14 protein-coding genes are annotated in these 17,395 nt (G+C 69.7%); 8 read left to right on the forward strand and 6 right to left on the reverse strand.

The genetic code is table 11. The features are described 5' to 3' along the window. Window positions 1-13 precede the first annotated feature (13 nt). The 4 genes from glf to IU476_RS18625 form a co-directional block, all read right to left on the reverse strand. Complete coding sequence (glf, locus tag IU476_RS18610) at window positions 14-1,216, reverse strand: UDP-galactopyranose mutase (RefSeq protein ID WP_195101743.1); 1,203 nt, start codon at window positions 1,214-1,216, stop codon at window positions 14-16. Window positions 1,217-1,322: 106 nt separating this feature from the next. Beyond that, on the reverse strand, window positions 1,323-1,913 hold the full coding sequence (locus tag IU476_RS18615) for a hypothetical protein (protein ID WP_195101745.1): 591 nt from the start codon (window positions 1,911-1,913) through the stop codon (window positions 1,323-1,325). A 134-nt stretch (window positions 1,914-2,047) separates the two neighbouring features. Continuing rightward, entirely contained in the window at window positions 2,048-2,830 is a 783-nt protein-coding gene (locus IU476_RS18620) for a MerR family transcriptional regulator (protein ID WP_195101747.1), read from the reverse strand. Window positions 2,831-2,878: 48 nt separating this feature from the next. Beyond that, complete coding sequence (locus IU476_RS18625) at window positions 2,879-3,811, reverse strand: EamA family transporter (protein ID WP_195101749.1); 933 nt, start codon at window positions 3,809-3,811, stop codon at window positions 2,879-2,881. 102 nt (window positions 3,812-3,913) lie between these two features. On the opposite strand from IU476_RS18625, the gene IU476_RS18630 reads away from it, so the two are divergent. Beyond that, window positions 3,914-4,414, forward strand: coding sequence for a MarR family winged helix-turn-helix transcriptional regulator (locus tag IU476_RS18630; protein ID WP_195101751.1), 501 nt, complete (start codon window positions 3,914-3,916; stop codon window positions 4,412-4,414). 72 nt (window positions 4,415-4,486) lie between these two features. On the opposite strand, the gene IU476_RS18635 is transcribed toward IU476_RS18630, so the two are convergent. Next, window positions 4,487-5,998: a SpoIID/LytB domain-containing protein gene (locus IU476_RS18635; RefSeq protein ID WP_195101754.1), complete on the reverse strand. Its 1,512-nt coding sequence runs from the start codon at window positions 5,996-5,998 to the stop codon at window positions 4,487-4,489. Between the two features lie 224 nt (window positions 5,999-6,222). Here IU476_RS18635 and IU476_RS18640 point away from each other — a divergent pair, with 224 nt between their 5' ends. Further along, a complete protein-coding gene (locus tag IU476_RS18640; RefSeq protein WP_195101756.1) occupies window positions 6,223-8,403 on the forward strand; it encodes an N-acetylmuramoyl-L-alanine amidase in 2,181 nt (726 codons plus the stop codon). A 23-nt stretch (window positions 8,404-8,426) separates the two neighbouring features. Here IU476_RS18640 and IU476_RS18645 read toward each other — a convergent pair whose 3' ends face one another. Further along, window positions 8,427-9,269, reverse strand: a complete 843-nt coding sequence (locus tag IU476_RS18645) for an HAD family hydrolase (RefSeq protein ID WP_195101758.1) — start codon at window positions 9,267-9,269, stop codon at window positions 8,427-8,429. Window positions 9,270-9,564: 295 nt separating this feature from the next. Between IU476_RS18645 and IU476_RS18650 the strand changes: the two genes are divergently transcribed. Genes IU476_RS18650 through IU476_RS18675 form a run of 6 tightly spaced genes read left to right on the forward strand, consistent with a single transcriptional unit; the run spans window position 9,565 to window position 17,392 of the window. Beyond that, entirely contained in the window at window positions 9,565-10,545 is a 981-nt protein-coding gene (locus IU476_RS18650; RefSeq protein ID WP_195101760.1) for an ABC transporter permease, read from the forward strand. Then, on the forward strand, window positions 10,542-11,498 hold the full coding sequence (locus IU476_RS18655; protein WP_195101762.1) for an ABC transporter permease: 957 nt from the start codon (window positions 10,542-10,544) through the stop codon (window positions 11,496-11,498). Before IU476_RS18650 ends, IU476_RS18655 begins: the two co-directional genes overlap by 4 nt. After that, entirely contained in the window at window positions 11,495-13,354 is a 1,860-nt protein-coding gene (locus tag IU476_RS18660) for an ABC transporter ATP-binding protein (protein WP_195101765.1), read from the forward strand. The genes IU476_RS18655 and IU476_RS18660 overlap by 4 nt, the downstream gene beginning before the upstream one ends. 9 nt (window positions 13,355-13,363) lie before the next feature. Then, a complete protein-coding gene (locus IU476_RS18665; protein WP_195101767.1) occupies window positions 13,364-15,037 on the forward strand; it encodes an ABC transporter family substrate-binding protein in 1,674 nt (557 codons plus the stop codon). Between the two features lie 28 nt (window positions 15,038-15,065). After that, window positions 15,066-16,736 (forward strand): ABC transporter family substrate-binding protein, encoded by a 1,671-nt coding sequence (locus tag IU476_RS18670; protein ID WP_195101769.1) that lies wholly within the window; start codon window positions 15,066-15,068, stop codon window positions 16,734-16,736. After that, entirely contained in the window at window positions 16,733-17,392 is a 660-nt protein-coding gene (locus tag IU476_RS18675; protein ID WP_195101770.1) for a hypothetical protein, read from the forward strand. Before IU476_RS18670 ends, IU476_RS18675 begins: the two co-directional genes overlap by 4 nt. Window positions 17,393-17,395 lie beyond the last annotated feature (3 nt).

The following is a 17,395-nucleotide window of genomic DNA, read 5'->3' on the forward strand; positions in this document are numbered from 1 at the left end:
TCCAGGGTGGTCGTCACTGCTCGGCCTCGTCCGCCAGCGGCGCACCGGACTCCAGGTGCGGGCGCAGCACGTTGTCGAACATGCTCAGCGCGCTGCCGATCGCCATGTGCATGTCGAGGTACTGGTAGGTGCCCAGGCGTCCGCCGAAAAGCACCTTCGCCGAAGCGGTTTCGGCCTTGGCGCGCTCGCGGTAGGCGAGCACCTTCTGCCGGTCCTCGGGGGTGTTGATCGGGTAGTACGGCTCGTCGCCGGTCTGCGCGAAACGCGAGAACTCGCGCTGGATCACGGTTTTGTCGTCCGGGTACCAGTCGCGCTCAGGGTGGAAGTGGCGCGGCTCGATGATGCGGGTGTAGGGGGCGTCCTCGTCGTTGTAGTTCATCACCGAGGTGCCCTGGAAGTCGCCGGTCGGCAGCACCTCGGTCTCGAAATCGATGGTGCGCCAGCCCAGTTCGCCCTCGGCGTAGTCGAAGTAGCGGTCCAGCGGGCCGGTGTAGACGACCGGGGCGTCCGGGTTCTGCGCGCGGATCTCCTCGCGCACCTCGAACCAGTCGGTGTTCAGCCGCACCTCGATGCGGTCGGATTCGGCCATCCGCGCCAGCCAGGCGGTGTAACCGTCCTTCGGCAGGCCCTCGTAGGTGTCGTTGAAGTAGCGGTTGTCGAAGTTGTAGCGCACCGGCAGCCGGGTGATGGTGCTGGCCGGGAGGTTCTTCGGGTCGGTCTGCCACTGCTTGGCGTTGTAGCCGCGGATGAACGCCTCGTAGAGGGGGCGGCCGATCAGCGAGATCGCCTTCTCCTCGAGGTTGGTCGCGTCCTTGGTCTCGAATTCCGCGGATTCCTTCGCGATCAGCGCGCGGGCCTCGTCGGGGGTGAAGTAGCGGCCGTAGAACTGCGAGATCAGGCCCAGGCCCATCGGGAACTGGTAGGCCTGACCGTTGTGCATGGCGAAGACGCGGTGCTGGTAACCGGTGAATTCGGTGAATTGATTGACGTAATCCCAGACCCGCTTGTTCGAGGTGTGGAACAGGTGGGCTCCGTATTTGTGTACCTCGATGCCGGTCTCCGGGTCGGCCTCGGAGTAGGCGTTGCCACCCAGATGGTGACGGCGTTCGACCACCAGCACCCGCTTGCCGAGCAGGTTGGCGGCACGTTCGGCAATAGTCAGCCCGTAGAAGCCGGAGCCGACGACGATGAGATCGAAGGGGGATGCGACGGTCACGGGTGCCCAGCGTAGCCGTCCCGCCCCACGACGTCTGCTCGCCGGTCTCCCCCCGTCGCCGACACCCCCGCAACCGCTGTTCACGCGGGTGGGCGGCCCCCGTTCGTCAGTAATACGGATACGGCGGCGGCACCGAATACCCGCCCGACCGGCGCGCGGCGATCCACCGCCCGGTCGAACTCGCCACCGCCAGGCACAGCGTGAGCAGTTCGATCACGAAGACGATCCCGACGAACACGAGCACCGGCACCACATCCGATTCCTCCATGCCACCGAGAAGAGCCGACCCGACCGCAAGCCCGGTAACACCGAGCAACGCCAACGTCGCCGCCAGGATCACCAGCACCCGCCCCGCCCGCCGCCGACAGAACAACAAGATCGCCCCCACCGCATAACACCCCCCGATGGTCCCCGTCCCCCCGACAACCGACCCCACCGCCACCGCAGACCCGATATCCTCCGCCGAAGCAGCAAACGCCACCGCCACATACCCCAGCAACAGCCCCTGCAACAGCGCCAAAATCCCCCCGGTGATCGCGGTCCCACCCCCGGCCTTCGGCGGATAGCCCGGTGGTGGATAGCCGTAGGCGGGATAGGCCGGTGGCGGGTGGCCGTAGGGCGGGTATTCCGGGTGGCCGTATGGATGGTTCATCGATGGTCCCCCCACCATTCGTGCTCGAAAACCAAACTGCTGCAAAGCGCGAGCCTCCGGGGCCCCCGCACGCTCGGCGCGAACTCTACCGGGCGGCGGGATCGAGGGTGAAGCGGTGGGATACGGGTAGCGCCCGCACGGTGGGGGCGTGCGGGCGCTGGGGGCCGGGTGGAAAGTGGTTACCGCAAATGGGTTTCGGCGTAGGCGCGCATGGCGTCGCGGACGAACTCGGCGGTGCCGGGGCCGTGCTTGTCGTAGTTGCGGCCGAAACGTGGGTCGGCTACGTACATTTCGCCGAGGTTGGTGAAGTACTCGCGGTCGGGGCGCTTGCCCTGGCCGCTGGTCGCCATCCAGTCGTAGTGGCGCTGGGTGATGGCCAGCACTTCGGGGCTGTCGGGGGCGAGGCCCGCGGTGTGCGCCTTGCCGTAGTCGGCCGCGATGTCGAGCTGGGTGCGGACGAACTGCTGCCGCTCGGCCTCGGTGAGTGAGCGCCACCAGCGGTCGCCCTGCTCGTAGGCGTCCTTGCCCCAGCGCTCGACCACCTCGTCCTTGTATCGGGTGTGGTCGAACCCGTCGAATACCTCGTCTGCCATGAGTGGCTCACCTGCTTCCGTCTTGTGCAATGTGGTGTGCACCGACGCGATGAGGCGGGCGATGCGGTCCTGCTCCTGACGCAGCAGGTCCAGGTGCGTCCGCAACGCGGTCGCCGTATCCCGTTCTCCGGCAAGGACTTCGGCGATGGCCGGCAGGCCGAGGCCGAGTTCCCGCAGCAGCAGGATGCGCTGCAGCCGGACCAGCGAGTCCTGGTCGTAGTAGCGGTACCCGTTGGCTCCCACCCGACTGGGCGGCAGCAGGCCGAGCTGGCCGTAGTGGCGCAGCGTCCGGCTGGTGGTGCCGGCCGCCTTGGCCAGCTCCTGGATGGACCATTCCGTCCGCCCCGCCCCGGATACCGCCCTGACCACCGCTTTCCCTCCTCGTTCGCGTCGATACGTCCAGCTTGCAAGTTGACGCTACGTCAAGGTCAAGCTTCTTTTCTCGGTAACCGGCGCGGGAACGGGTGCGGTGACGATCGGGGCTCGTGGAGCGCTGCCGGTCTGGCCGAGCAGCGTGCCGCCCAACGCGATCACCATGCCCAGCACCTGTAGCGGAGTGAGCGCCTGCCCGAGCCAGGCCCAGCCGAGGACCGCGGCCGACACGGGACTGAGCAGGCCGAGGAAGGCGACCGAGGTGGCGGGCATGCGAGCCAGGCCGCGGAACCAGACCGCGTACGCCGCGGCGGTCCCGAGCACGCCGAGGTACAGGTAGCCACCCACCGCGTCGGCATCGAGCGCCGGCGGGGCGCCCTCGGTGACGAGCGCCAGCGGCAGCAGGAACAACCCGCCGACCGTCAGCTGCCAGCCCGTAACCGCCAGCGGCCCAACGCCTTCCGGCCGCCCCCAGCGACCGGCCAGCACGGTGGCGGCCGCCATCGACGCGGCCCCGGCCAGGCCGGCCACCAGGCCGATCCCGTCCAGCACGGCGGTGGCCCGCAACACCACCAGCCCGACGCCGACGATGCCGATCACCCCCGCGAGCACCTTGCGCCCGCTCGGCCGCGCCCGCATCAGCACCGCCGTGAACACCACCGCGAACACCGGTGCGGTGGCGCTCAGCACGGCGGCCACACCGCCGGGCAGCCGATACGCGGCGAGGAACAGCAGCGGGAAGAAGATGCCGATGTTCAGCAGCCCGAGCAGGATCGTGCGCCCGATCCAGCGACCGTGCGGCAGCGTGCGGGTGACGGCCAGCAGCACCAGCCCGGCGGGCAGCGCGCGCATCAGCGCCGTGAACATCGGCCGGTCCGGCGGCAGGAATTCTGACGTGACGGCGTAGGTGGAACCCCACACCACCGGGGCCAGCCCGGTGAGCGCGAGGGTCGCGGCCGGGATGCGAGTGCTTGCCATGTCGTTCTCTCCCTATTGATAATCTCAACATTGAGATAAGACAGCAGCACTCATCTTGGTGTCAAGTATCTTAATGTTGAAACTTCTGGGAAGGGAGCGCCCGTGAGCGACGCCGTGGACGATGTGGTGGCGGCCTGGAACCGGGCCCGCCCCGAACTCGACGTGTGGCCGACGCACGTCATCGGCCGGATCAAACGGCTGGGCCGGCTGGTGGAACGGGAGATGAAGGAGTTCTTCGCGAGCCACGGCCTGGAGTACTGGGAGTTCGACGTGCTCGCCACGCTGCGCCGGTCCGGCGGCCCGGCGGGGCTCACCGCCGGTGCGCTGATCAAGACCACCATGGTCACCTCGGGCGCCATCACCAACCGCATCGACCGCCTGGCGGCCAAGGGCCTGGTGCGCCGCGCCGCGGACCCGGCGGACCGCCGCACGGTCCGCATCCAGCTGACCGACGCGGGCCTCGACCTGATCGACAAGCTGATGCCGCTGCACGTCGACAACGAGATCCGCCTGCTCGGCGGCGTGGACCGCGCGGAACTCGACCGGCTCGCCGCCCTCCTGCGCACCTTGTCGGAGTCCCTGGGCGACACCTCCCTGAGCTGAGCGGGTTACGCGCTCCCGTCGCCCGCAACGGGGCGAAACAACGTGACGCTCAGTCGGATTCGCCTTCGCCTGTCAAGGAACGACTGCAGAGGCTTCTTCGCCCGACGGAACGAACTCGTCCGGCGTCGCGCCGGAATCGTCTGTAGGCGGGGTGGATTCGTCGATCGGCGGGGCGGGTGCCGCCGCGGGTGGGGCGGCAGGCGGTTCCGGGTACGACTCGCCCGCGGGGCTGGTGGACTGCGGCGCTTGCGCGGTCGGGGCGACCGGTGGCGTGGTGGCGCGCGGGGTCGGCACGGCCGCGGTGTGTGGCGGGAGGGTGCCCGGTACCGAGGCCGGGTCGGCGCCCGGAGTGGTCGCCATTTCCGGCGCGACCTGGAGCAACGTGGCGAAGTCGACGACCCGGGCGCCCAGCACCGGTGTCGCGATGATGACGCCGTGGTCGAACATCCGGTAGGTCCCGATTCGGCCCGGCAGCAACGACTCCGGGCCCACGGCCGCGCCCAGCGGACCGGCCGGACCGCCCGACTCCGCGTACTTCGCATCGATGACGCTGTTGCCTCGCACCGCCTGCTGCCCGTAGTCGGCGGGCGGCGGCGCGACGGGGGCGGGCGCGAGTTCGTCCGGGGTCGGCCCGACCTCGAGGGTGGCGATGTCGATGGGCTGCCCGCCGCCCGGCGCGGCGGAGTACTCGGTGCGCAGAATCCGCCCGTCGCGCAACAACACTCGGCCCGCGGTGGCCCGCACCGCCGCCGCGGCCCGCGGATCCTCCCGCTCGGTGCCCGGATAGGCCTGGCAGTCGGTGGTGTCGCAGGTCTGGGCGTAGGGGTAGCGGTGTTCGGCGAGCGCGTAGGAGCGCGCGGCGATCGCCTGCGCGCGCAGCGCCTCCGCGCCGCCCTGGTCGGCCCAGTTGGCCTGCATCTCGGCCGGCACCACGCCGAGCAGGTAGTCGTCGACGTCGACCTCGTTGACGGTGCGGGCCTCGCCGTTCTCCAGCGCGACGCCCAGCGCGCCCCGATACGTGCCGCCGCCGCACACCTTCAGATGCTCGGCGGGCGGCCGGTCGGTGCCCTCCGCGACGGGGTACGCCCACGGCGTGTCGGTGGCGCCCTGCCAGATGACGTCGCCGTCGCAGCCCGCGGTGATCACGACATTGGCGCCGCCGTCGGGCATGGGCGTGAGGTGCGCGGCCTGCCCGGGGACGACACGCCGGTCGGCGACGGTCAGCCCGGCGTCGGAGAACACGTCGAGCGTCTCGTTGTCGTCGGCGGTGAGGCGCACGCTGACGGTGGTGGGCCCGATCGTGCCCAGCGCGGCGCCCGGATAGTAGTGCGCGAGAATGCCTTCGGCGGTGGCGCCCGCCGTGGCCTGGTCGAACGCGCCCACCTGGCTCATGCCGCGCCCGTGCCCGACTCCCGCCACCGGCCGGTACGGCGACCCGTCCGACCAGGTCGCGCTCACCACGACCGCGCCGCCGGTGACGCTCAGCACGACCAGTCCCGCCGTCACGGCGTGTCGCCGTCGGCGGCGACGCAGCTGGTCGCCCTGGCGCAGTACCGCCACCCACCCTCGTCTCGCGCTTGCCATCTGCACTCCCACGGGTTTCGCGGGTGGGGCGCGCCGGTTGTTTCCGTTCGGCATGTCCTGCCCGCTGTGCGGCTATTCGGAAGCTACATTCGAGCTATCTACCCTAATCCTCAACCGAAGGTTTAGATTTGTGACGATTGTGACTAGTGTGACCATTGTTCCGTCAGGAATCAACCTTGCTCCGCCACTGACGGCCAACGGTTCTACCTGAAGGGGAGAAGCTCGTGCCGTATCGCAGACCGAAACGCCCGTACATCCTTCCGGTGGTGGCCACCCTCGCGGTCACCGCGCCGCTCGCGGGTCTCGTCCTGCGCCACACGCCCGACTATCACTCGGCGAACGAAAGCAACCTCGCCGCGATCCCCGCGCAACTCGCCGAGGTGGGCCTCGCCTCCGCGCCGGACGTCGTCCTGCCACTGCGCGAACTCACCGGCCTCGACCTGCCGGACCTGCGGCTGTCCGATCTGCGTAAGCTGCCGCTCCCCCGCGCCCTGCCCGTGCCGCCGGGCCTGCCGACGCCGCCGGGTGTGCAGCTACCCAGCGAAATCCCACTACCCCAGTTCAATTCGCCCCAAGCCACGTCGGCGGCGCCGACACCCGGCAAGCGGCCCAGCGGCGGGCCCGCGTTCATCGGCGCGCCGCTCGACGAGTCCGGCGACGCCGCTCCGGCCCTCGCGCCGGGCACCGATCCCGACGCCCCCGCCCTCGCACCCGGGGCCGTCGCGCCCGAACTCGCCGACCAGGTGGGCGCGGAGGTCAAGGAACTCACCCGCGAGACCCCGTTCAGCATGGTGGCGCTCACGGCCGAGAACCTCGGCGGCACCAAGGCTTTGGTGCGGGCCAGGACGCCCGACGGCAGTTGGGGCCCGTGGTTCGCGACCGAGCAGGTCGACACCCGCGCCGACGACCACGCCCCGCCCGGCAAGACCGGCACCGAACCGATCTACGTCGGCAGGACCAACGCCGTCCAGGTGCTCACCACGCGCAAGGCGGCCCCGATCCCGGGCGCCGTGCCCGCCCGCTCCGGCGATCCCGCCCAGGTGACGGCCGCGGCGCTGTCGGCGGTGCTGATCGATCCGGGCCGCGGCGTCGCCGACGGCAACCTGACCAGCGTGGCGGCACCGCTGGCGAGCGGCGGACCCAAGGTGATCAGCCGGGCCCAGTGGGGCGCCGACGAGTCGATCCGCTGCGAGGAACCCACCTACGACGACGGCCTCGGCGGCATCACCGTGCACCACACGGCGGGCCGCAACGACTACTCCCAGGCCGAATCGGCCGGCATCGTGCGCGCCATCTACGCCTATCACGCGAAGACGCTGGGCTGGTGCGACATCGGTTACCACGCGCTGGTCGACAAGTACGGGCAGATCTTCGAGGGCCACGCGGGTGGTCTGGACCGGCCGGTGCAGGGCGCGCACGCGGGCGGGTTCAACGAGAACACCTCCGGTGTCGCGCTGATGGGCGACTTCGAGACCGAACCGCCCACCGACGCCGCGATCCAGGCGGCCGGGCAGTTCATCGGCTGGCGCGCGAAGGTCGCGGGACTGAACCCGCAGAGCCGGACCACGATGTATTCGGAGGGCACCGAATTCACGCCGTACGCCCAGGGCGAGGCCGTGCAGCTGCCGACCGTGTTCGCCCACCGCGACGTCGGCAACACCACCTGCCCCGGCGACGCCGCGTACGCGCTGATGGACCGCATCCGCGAGATCGCGGCCGGCAGCGGCGGCGCGCTGGGCACCCGGGTGGGCAACAACACCGCGCCGGGCGCCCAGCGCCCGCAGACCGACCTCGCCGCCCTCGCGGATCTGACCGGCCGGGTGCTGGGCATGGTCGGCGACAACATCGTGGCCAAGTACTGGGCCGACCAGGGCGGTCCGGACGGCCGGCTGGGCGCGGCCGCGTCCGAGCCGCAGCCGACCGCGAACGGCGGGCAGTACGCGAAATTCGTCAACGGCTACGTCTACGCCGCGCCGGACGGCACCGTGGTCGAGGTGGTCGGCCACATCCTGGACCGGTTCGTCCAGCTCGGAGCCGAAACCGGCCTGCTCGGCCTGCCGTTGCGAAACGCCTACCCGGTACCAGACGGCCTGCGCGCCGACTTCCAGCACGGCTCACTGATTCTCAACCAGGTCACCGGCATCGTGACCACCCTGCTGAAGACCTACGGCGACGGTTATCCACAGGGTCAGAACCCTGTTCCGGGCCGTCCTGCGCCCGTGGCCGGACAGCCCGGGGCTCCCGGTCAACCGGCTCCTGCTACGCCCGCCGTGCCGGAGCAACCGGCCTCCGAGCAGGCCGCCACGCCGGAGCCGGGCACCGAGCCCGTACCGGCCACGGGGCCGGAGCCGGATCCCGTGGTCCCCGACGTCTCAGACTCGTCCGGGCAGGCGGTACAGGAGTAGGTCCGCGCCTGCCGGATGGCGAATCAGCTTGTCCACCATCGTTCCAGCACCTGGGCGACGCCGTCGGCGGAGTTGGTGGCGGTGACCTCGTCGGCGGCGGCCTGCGCCTCGGGGTGGCCGTTGGCCATGGCCACGCCGTGCCCGGCCATGCGCAGCATCGGGACGTCGTTGGGCATGTCGCCGAAGGCGACCACGGTGCCGTGCTGAACGCCCAGCCGCTGCGCGACGATCGCCAGCCCGGAGGCCTTCGTCACCCCCGGCGCGGACAGCTCGATCAGGCCGTTGTTGGTCGAGTAGGTGATGTCGGCGCGCCCGGCCAGCTCGGGTTCCAGGGCCGCGCGCATCTCCGCGCTGCTCGCCCCGCGCAACCGGATCAGCATCTTGATGGCGGGCGCGGCCAGCACCTCGCGCCGCGCCACCTGGGTGTCGTCGGGGTTCAGCCAGGCGTGTTCGTACTCCGGCGAACTGACGAACTGCGGCGTGGCCGCGTCGTGCGCGCTCGCGCCGACCCGCTCGGCGGCCAGCCCGCAGCCGGGCAGCAGCCGTTCGGCCAGGTCGGCGATCCAGGCCAGGTTCTCCATGTCCAGCACACTGGTCTGCAGGATCCGGTCGGACGCGCTGTCGTAGATCACCGCCCCGTTGCCGCACACGCACAGCGGCGCGTACCCGAGACCGTCGACCACCGGATCGATCCAGCGCGGCGGCCGGCCGGTGGCGAGGACGAACGGGACGCCGTCGGCGATGAGCGCCGCGACCGCGGCCCGCGTGCGCGGGGTGACCTGCTCGTGCTCGTCGATCAGCGTGCCGTCGACGTCGGTGGCCACCATCTTCGGTTTGGGCAGGTGCAGACGCGTCACCTCGTCCATCCTGCCCGAAATCGGACGCCGCCCGTAATCGGTTTCCGCGGCGCGCGCGGCCCGGCGGTGGCGCGGGTCACATCCGCGCGCGCCCGGCCGAACCACGGCCACACCCCACCGACCTCGGCGATCGCCCGGCCGACCGGTGATCAGCCCCCTTACCACGGCTGCCGAACAACCGTCACCACCCGCCACACTGGTGCACGATGTGCTGACGATCCACGCATGTCACGGCTCTCCATGACACGCCGAGATCGCCACCTGTCCTTATGATCAGGGGCTAGTAACCGACCCGAGGGGATTGATGACCGGCTTTCTGCTACGACGCGCGCTCAACTATGTCGTGCTGCTGGTGCTCGCGACCTTCCTGACCTTCAGCCTGGCGTCACTGACCTTCCGCCCGCTGGACAGTCTCGAGCAGCGCAATCCCCGCCCGCCCCAGTCGGTCATCGATGCCAAGGCCGCCGAACTGCACCTCGACGAGCCGATTCCGCAACGCTATGTGACCTGGGTCAGCGGCATCGCCCAGGGCGACTTCGGGACGACGCTGGCCGGTCAGCCGGTGAGCGCGGAACTGGGCCGCCGGGTCGGCGTGAGCCTGCGGCTGCTGATAGTCGGCTCGCTGGTCGGCACCGTGCTGGGCGTGCTGATCGGCGCGGCCGGGGCCGTCCGGCAGTACCGGTTCAGCGACTACTTCACCACGGTGGTGTCCCTGCTGGTGCTCAGCACACCCGTCTTCCTGCTCGCCACGCTCCTGAAATACGGTGCGCTGGAGATCAATACGGCGACCGGTCGGCAGATCTTCCTCTATACCGGCGAAACCTCCGCGAACGCGGTGCACGGGTTGTGGAATCAGATCGTGGACCGCGCCCAGCACATGGTGGTTCCCACGCTCGGCCTGGCGCTGGCCGGCATGGCGAGTTACAGCCGCTACCAGCGCAACGCGATGCTCGACGTGCTGCAGAGCGACTTCATCCGCACCGCCCGCGCCAAGGGCCTCACGCGCAGCCGCGCGCTGTACAAGCACGGCCTGCGCACCGCGTTGATTCCGATGGCGACGCTGTTCGCCTACAGCCTGGGCGCGCTCATCACGGGCGCGACCTTCACCGAGAAGATCTTCGGCTGGCACGGCGTCGGCGAGTGGCTGGTCGACGGGATCAACGCGCAGGACCTCTACGTCGTGGTGACCGTCACGGCGTTCGCCGGATTGGTGGTGCTGGTGTCGGGCCTGCTGTCCGACATCGCGTACGCGATCCTCGATCCACGGGTGCGAGTGGGAGCATGACCGAAGCCGAAATGATCGTCCAGGGCGCGCCCGAGCCACAGGCCGCCGGTCGGCGAAAACTGGTGTGGCGCAGGTTCCGCCGGAACAAGCCCGCCGTCACCGGCGCGGTCGTCCTGGTGCTGATGCTGGTGCTGGCGTTCGCGCTGCCGGCCGTGCTGCCCTACGACTACCAGGAACTGGACTACAAGGCGCTGCTGCAACCGCCGAGCCCGCAACATCCGTTCGGCACCAATCAGATCGGCCAGGACGTGCTGGCGCAGACGCTGCGCGGGCTGCAGAAGTCGCTGCTGATCGGGTTCAGCGTGGCGCTCATCGCGAGCTTCATCGCGGCCACGGCCGGCTCGGTCGCCGGACTGCTCGGCGGCTGGACCGACCGCGCCGTCATGTGGCTGGTCGACCTGCTGCTGGTGGTGCCGAGCTTCATCATCATCGCCATCTTCGCGCCGCGCTTGAAGGGCAGCGGGTCGATCCTGCTGCTGATCGTCCTACTCGCCCTGTTCAGCTGGATGATCAGCGCGCGCATCGTGCGCGGGCTGACGCTGAGCCTGAAGGAACGCGAATTCGTCCGCGCCGCACGGTATATGGGCGCCTCGACCTGGACGGTGATCACCACCCACATCGTCCCGAACATCGCCTCCATCCTGATCATCGACACCACACTCGCGATCGGCGTCGCGATCATGTCCGAGACCGGCCTGAGCTTCCTCGGTTTCGGCGTGCAGCCGCCGGACGTGTCGCTGGGCTCGCTGATCGCGAGCGGGACGAAGTCCGCGCTCACCTATCCGTGGCTGTTCATGTTCGCCGGTGGCCTGCTGATCGTGACCGTGCTGTGCGCCAACCTGGTCGGCGACGGCCTGCGCGACGCCTTCGACCCCACCGCCGGACGGGCCCGGGCGCGGCGGAAGAAGTCCGACCGGGACGATGCCGCGCCGGACGGAAAGGCCGCCGCATGACCGACACGAGCACCACCGCGTCCGACGCGCCGCTGCTGGAGGTCTCGGACCTGCACGTCTCGTTCCCGGGCGAGGAGGGCCGGATCGACGCGGTGCGCGGCGTGAACTACACCGTGTCCGACGGCGAGGTACTGGCCATCGTCGGCGAATCCGGTTCGGGCAAATCGGTGTCGTCGCTGGCGGTGATGGGGCTGCTGCCCGAGCAGGCGCGTATCCGCGGCTCGATCCGCCTGCGCGGCAAGGAATTGCTCGGTATGTCCGACCGGCGGCTGTCGGCGCTGCGCGGCAGCCGGATCAGCATGGTCTTCCAGGACCCGCTGTCGGCGCTGACCCCGGTGTACCGGGTGGGCGATCAGATCGCCGAAGCCCTGCTGGCACACAAGAAGATGAGCAGGCAGCAGGCCGCGGCCCGCGCCGTGGAACTGCTGGACCTGGTCGGCATCCCCGAGCCGGATACGCGCGCCAAGGCGTTCCCGCACGAATTCTCCGGCGGCATGCGCCAGCGCGTGGTGATCGCGATGGCGATCGCCAACGACCCGGAGCTGATCATCTGCGACGAGCCCACCACCGCGCTGGACGTCACGGTGCAGGCGCAGATCCTGAACCTGCTGCGCAAGGCGCGCGACATCACCGGCGCGGGCGTCGTGATGATCACCCACGACATGGGGATCGCCGCCACCCTGGCCGACCGCGTCGCGGTCATGTACGCGGGCCGGATCGTCGAAACCAGCAGTGCCACCGACCTTTTCCACGCACCCCGGATGCCCTACACGGTGGGCCTGCTGGGTTCCATCCCGCGCATGGACGGCCCGCCGCGCAGCCCGCTCATCCCCATCACCGGCGCGCCGCCCGCCATGCACGCGCTGCCGCCCGGGTGCCCGTTCGCGCCGCGCTGCCCGGTCTCGGTCGACGCCTGCCGCGACGCGGAGCCGCCGCTGCTGCCGGCCGGCCCGGACCACCGCGCTGCGTGCATCCGCATCGACGAGGTCGGCACCGACGCGCTGTTCGCCGCCTACCGCCGCGAGGTGACGGCGCCCGCGGCCGAGACAGAGCCGGATCCGCGTGTGGTGCTGCGGGTTTCGGAGCTGACGAAGACGTTCCCGATCACCTCGGGCGTGGTCTTCAAGCGCCGCAGGGGCGAGGTGCGCGCGGTCGACGGCATCAGTTTCGAGGTGCGCGGCGGCCGCACGTTCGCGCTGGTCGGCGAGTCCGGTTCGGGCAAGTCCACCACCCTGACCCAGATCATGGACCTGGTACGCCCGGAGGCCGGCACCATCGAGGTGCTCGGCAGCGACGTCACCACGCTGACCAAGGAGCGCCGGCGCGAGATCCGGCGCAAGATGCAGATCGTCTTCCAGGATCCGTCGGGTTCGCTCGACCCGCGGCTGCCGATCTTCGACACCCTCGCGGAGCCGCTGCGGATCGACGGCCGCTCCAAGGACGAGATCCGCAAGCGGGTGCCGGAACTGCTGAGACAGGTCGGCCTCACCCCCGAGCACGCCGACCGCTATCCACCCGACTTCTCCGGCGGGCAGAAACAGCGCATCAACATCGCGCGCGCACTGGCCCTGGATCCGGAGCTGCTGGTGCTCGACGAGCCGGTGTCCTCGCTGGACGTGTCCATCCAGGCGGGCGTGCTGAATCTGTTGCGGCAGTTGCAGGCCGAGCGCGGGCTGTCGTATCTGTTCGTCTCCCACGACCTTTCGGTGGTCCGCAACCTGGCGCACGACATCGCGGTCATGTACCGCGGCAAGATCGTGGAAGCCGGTCCCGCCGAACAGATCTTCACCGCACCGCAGCACGAATACACCCGCGCGCTCATCGACGCGGTGCCCGTTCCGGTCGTCGCCGGGTAGGAGAGACGCATGAGGATCCGATCGCTGACGGCCTGCGTCGTCGCCGCCGCGGTGGTCGCCACCGCCGGCCTGACGGGCTGCGCGGGCACCCAGGGTCCGCCGGTCGGCGACATCGCGCTGGGCACCAGCAACGACATCAATCCGCAACCGCGCGAGGCGATCCGCGACGGCGGCAACCTGCGGCTGGCGACCACGGAGTTCCCGCCCAACTGGAACACACTGTCCAACGACGGCAACAATTTGGAGATCGCCCGCATCGTGTGGCCGATGATGCCGCGCGCGTTCACGACCGACGCGGGCGGCCGGCTGGAGGTGGACCGGAACTACTTCACCGACGTGCAGCTGACCGGCACCGATCCGCAGCAGGTCACCTACACCATCAACCCGAAGGCGGTGTGGAGCGACGGCACCCCGATCACCTGGGAGGACATCGCCGCCCAGGCCAACGCGCTCAGCGGCCGCGACAAGCGCTACCTGATCGCGGTGACCAGCGGGTTCGACCGGGTGGCGAAGGTCGAGCGCGGTGTCGACGACCGGCAGGCGGTGCTCACCTTCGGGCAGCACTACGCCGAGTGGCGAGGCCAGTTCGCCGGGAACTCCATGCTGTACCCGAAGTCGGTGACCCGCGACCCGGAGGTGTTCAACCACGGCCTGGTCGACCACATCACCGAGACCGCGGGGCCGTTCCTGGTGCGGTCCACCGACCGCACCCAGGGCCGGATCGTGCTGGGGCGCAACCCGAAATGGTGGGGCGAGACGCCGAAGCTGGAGACCATCACGGTCAGCGTGCTCGATCAGGCCGCCTGGCCGGCCGCCCTGCAGAACAACGAACTCGATGCGGCGCAGCTGTTCTCGGTGTCGGACCTGGCGACCGTGCGCGGCGCCGCCGGGCTGAGCATCCGGCGCGCGCCCGGCACCATGTGGCGCCATCTCACCTTCAACGGCTCGCCGGGCGCCATCCTGGCCGATCCCGCACTGCGGGTGGCGATTTCGAAGGCCATCGACCGGCAGACCATCGTCGACGCCGTCTCCAACGGGCTGGAGAACGACCCGAAACCGCTCGGCAATCACGTCTACGTGCGCGGGCAGGAGGGTTATCGGGACAACAACCCGCCCTTCGACCCGGACGCGGCCGCGCGTGAGCTCGACGCGCTGGGCTGGCGGCGCGAGGGTGACGTCCGCGTCAAGGACGGGCGGCGGCTCGAGATCCGGGATGTCATGTACAACAACGACATCTGGGTCAAGGTCGCCCAGATCATCCAGCAGAATCTGGCCCGGATCGGCGTGAAGCTGACCATCGACGCCCGGCCCGGCCAGAACATCTTCTCCGACGTCTTCATCCCGGGCGACTTCGATCTGGCCCAATTCCAGTGGCAGGGTGACGCTTTCCCGCTCAGCGGGGTGCCGCAGATCTACGCCTACCACCCCGACGACGTGCAGGGGAACTTCGGCCGCATCGGATCTCCCGAGCTGAACGACCTGATCGACCGGACGCTGTCCGAACTCGATCCGCAGCGGGCGATCGAGTTGGCGAACGAAGTGGACCGGGCCGTGTTCGCCGAGGGTTTCTCGCTGCCGCTGACCCAGGACCCGGGGAACTACGGCGTGCGCACCGACATCGCCAACTTCGGGGCGCCCGGATTGGCCTCCTACGACTACACCAAGATCGGCTTCACGCAGTGAACACCGGCCCCGACGGAAGGAGCGATCCATGCGGATTCGTTCGACAGTTGTCCGAATAGCGGTCCCCGCGGTCGCGCTCGGATTGGTCTTGTCCGGGTGTGCCGGCTCGGATGATTCCGGGGGCGGCAGCTCCGCGATCGGGGCCACCAACGACATCAACCCGCACGACGTGAGCGAACTGCGGGACGGCGGCAACCTGCGGCTGTCGTTCTCGGGTTACCCGAAGAACTGGAACAACCTGCAGATCGACAGCGACTACGACGTCACGAGCATCGAACGCCCGATGATGCCGCAGGCCTTCCGCATCGACGCCGCCGGTGAATCCACCCTGGACACCGACTATTTCACCGACGTGCAGCTGACCGGTACCGATCCGCAGCAGGTCACCTACACCATCAACCCGAAGGCGGTGTGGAGCGACGGCACACCGATCACCTGGGAGGACATCGCCGCCCAGGCCAACGCGCTCAGCGGCCGCGACAAGGGTTTCCTGATCACCAACAACCAGGGCTTCGACCGGGTGGCGAAGGTGGAGCGCGGCGTCGACGACCGGCAGGCCGTGCTCACGTTCAGCAAGCATTTCGCCGACTGGCGCGGGCAGTTCGCGGGCAACAGCTTCCTGTACCCGAAGTCGGTCACGGCCACCCCGGAGTCGTTCAACAAGAGCCTCGTCGACAACATCACGCTCACCGCCGGGCCGTTCCTGGTCCAGTCGACCGACCGGGCGCAGGGCCGCGTCGTGCTCGGCCGCAACCCGCTGTGGTGGGGCAACAAGCCGAAGCTCGACACGATCACCTGGAGTCTGCTGGACAGCGCCGCCGACATCCCGGCGCTGCAGAACAACGAACTGGACGTCGCCGGCGTCTCGAGCCGGGACGAGCTGAACACCGTGCAGGGGACGCCCGACATCGCCATCCGGCGCGCACCGGCGAACCAGTGGTCGCATCTGACCTTCAACGGGGCGCCCGGCTCCCTGCTCGCCGATCCCAAGGTGCGCGTGGCGATCTCGAAGGCCATCGACCGGCAGGGCATCGCCACCGCCATCGACAACGGGCTGGTCGCCGATCCCAAGCCGCTGAACAACCACATCTATCTCGAGGGCCAGAAGGGCTACCAGGACAACAGTCTCGGCTTCGATCCCGACGCCGCCGCCCGCGAACTCGACGAGGCCGGGTGGAAGCTCAACGGCGACGTGCGGGAGAAGGACGGCCGGAAGCTCGAGATCCGCGACGTCATGTACAACCAGGACGTCTGGGTGCAGATGGCGCAGATCATGCAGCAGAACCTCGCCCGCATCGGCGTGAAGCTCGTCATCGACACCAAGCCCGGCACCGGGTTGTTCACCGATTTCATCCAGCCCGGTGACTTCGACGTCGCGCAGTGGACCTGGGTCGGCGACCCGTTCCCGCTCGGCAGCATCTACCAGATCTGGGGTTACAACCCGAACGACCTGCAGGGCAACTACGGTCGCATCGGTTCCCCGGAACTGAACGACCTCATCGAGAAGACGGTGTCGGAGCTGGACCCGGCCAAGGCGATCGAGCTGGCGAATCAGGTGGACCGCAAGGTCTTCGAGGAAGGTCACTCGCTGCCGCTGCTGCAGACGCCGGGCATCGTGGCGGTGCGCGCCAATCTCGCCAACTACGGCGCCCGCGGCCTGGCCACCTACGACTGGACCAAAATCGGCTTCCTGAAGTGATTTCCGGTTCGGGCCATCCCCTGGCCTACCCGGTTCTGACGACGATCGGCGCCCTGGTGACCTGCCTCGCCTGGGCGCCGTTCGCCGATGTGGAGCAGGTGAGCGGGCTGGCGGCGGTGGTCGTCGTCGTGCTGGGGTATACGGCGGTGCGGCTGGCTGTCGCGTTCGCGGTGGTGCCGGTGCGCGGGCTCGTGCCGGGCATCGCCGACTGCAAGCGGGTGCGGCAGCAGCATCGGCTGGTCAGCCGGTCGTGGCTGGAACTGGAGGTGGACGGTCGGATCCGGTGGCTGCCGGTCTATTTCGATCCGGCACTGGTCACGCTCGGGGCCGTGACGGCGCGAACGGGCAAGGGGGCGGTGCGGATCGGGAGTCTGCGCCTGTATCCCTCGGGGGCGCTGCGGGATTCGGAGCCACCCGGCCGGTTGACCGACAATCCCACGCGGCCCGACCCGGACGGTCCGGCGCACGCCGAGCGGTCGGCCCGGTTCGGGCGGCGGCTGCTGCTGGACGCGCAGTTCTGCCTGGCCGCGCCGTTCGCGGGGCTGTTCTGGGTCTATGTGGCGGGCGGCGGGCTCGCCGCGTTCGTCGGCGCCACGACGGTGGGCGCCGCCGTCGCCGTCTGGCTCGCCGCCGTCCGCGGCTCGGACCCGAGTTGAGCC

Source organism: Nocardia blacklockiae (assembly GCF_015477355.1).
Taxonomy (GTDB): Bacteria; Actinomycetota; Actinomycetes; order Mycobacteriales; family Mycobacteriaceae; genus Nocardia; species Nocardia blacklockiae.

What these genes read in the sequence shown, in the direction of transcription:
- IU476_RS18625 (WP_195101749.1), bottom strand. Translation starts at nt 3,811, where the DNA reads ATGGCAAGCACTCGCATCCCGGCCGCGACCCTCGCGCTCACCGGGCTG.
- IU476_RS18635 (WP_195101754.1), bottom strand. Translation starts at nt 5,998, where the DNA reads ATGGCAAGCGCGAGACGAGGGTGGGTGGCGGTACTGCGCCAGGGCGAC.
- IU476_RS18645 (WP_195101758.1), bottom strand. Translation starts at nt 9,269, where the DNA reads ATGGACGAGGTGACGCGTCTGCACCTGCCCAAACCGAAGATGGTGGCC.
- IU476_RS18650 (WP_195101760.1), top strand. Translation starts at nt 9,565, where the DNA reads ATGACCGGCTTTCTGCTACGACGCGCGCTCAACTATGTCGTGCTGCTG.
- IU476_RS18655 (WP_195101762.1), top strand. Translation starts at nt 10,542, where the DNA reads ATGACCGAAGCCGAAATGATCGTCCAGGGCGCGCCCGAGCCACAGGCC.
- IU476_RS18660 (WP_195101765.1), top strand. Translation starts at nt 11,495, where the DNA reads ATGACCGACACGAGCACCACCGCGTCCGACGCGCCGCTGCTGGAGGTC.
- IU476_RS18665 (WP_195101767.1), top strand. Translation starts at nt 13,364, where the DNA reads ATGAGGATCCGATCGCTGACGGCCTGCGTCGTCGCCGCCGCGGTGGTC.
- IU476_RS18670 (WP_195101769.1), top strand. Translation starts at nt 15,066, where the DNA reads ATGCGGATTCGTTCGACAGTTGTCCGAATAGCGGTCCCCGCGGTCGCG.